The 383-nt window shown below is 58.2% G+C and carries 1 pseudogene; it reads left to right on the forward strand.

Features of this window, described 5'->3' with window-relative positions:
- Window positions 1-383: pseudogene (locus I53_RS02815) on the forward strand (hypothetical protein); the annotation flags it as partial.

A 383-nucleotide genomic window follows, 5' to 3' on the forward strand; every position in this document is an offset into this window, starting at 1 on the left:
AGGTCACCACCCTGCAGTGCACCGCCGAAGCGCTCTCCGACGCCGTCGTGATCAACACCGTCCATGCCTGGCAGTTCCAGGGCAAAACGCTGTTTATCAGCCGTAAAGCGTACCGTATTGATGGATTTGGCGAGATGGCGGTGACGGTCAACGTGGAGATCGCGAGCGGCACGCCTTATCCGGCACGCATCGGTATGAGCTGTCAGCTCACCCAGATCGTCGAGCGAGTGAACTGGTTAGGCCTGGGGCCGCATGAAAATTACCCGGATCGCCTGACCTCTGCCTGCTTCGACCGCTGGGATTTACCGCTGAGTGAAATGTACACTCCGTATGTTTTCCCCACTGAAAACGGCCTGCGCTGCGGCACGCGTGAACTCAACTAT

This window comes from Methylobacterium sp. B1, assembly GCF_000333255.1.
Classification (GTDB): Bacteria; Pseudomonadota; Alphaproteobacteria; order Rhizobiales; family Beijerinckiaceae; genus Methylobacterium; species Methylobacterium fujisawaense.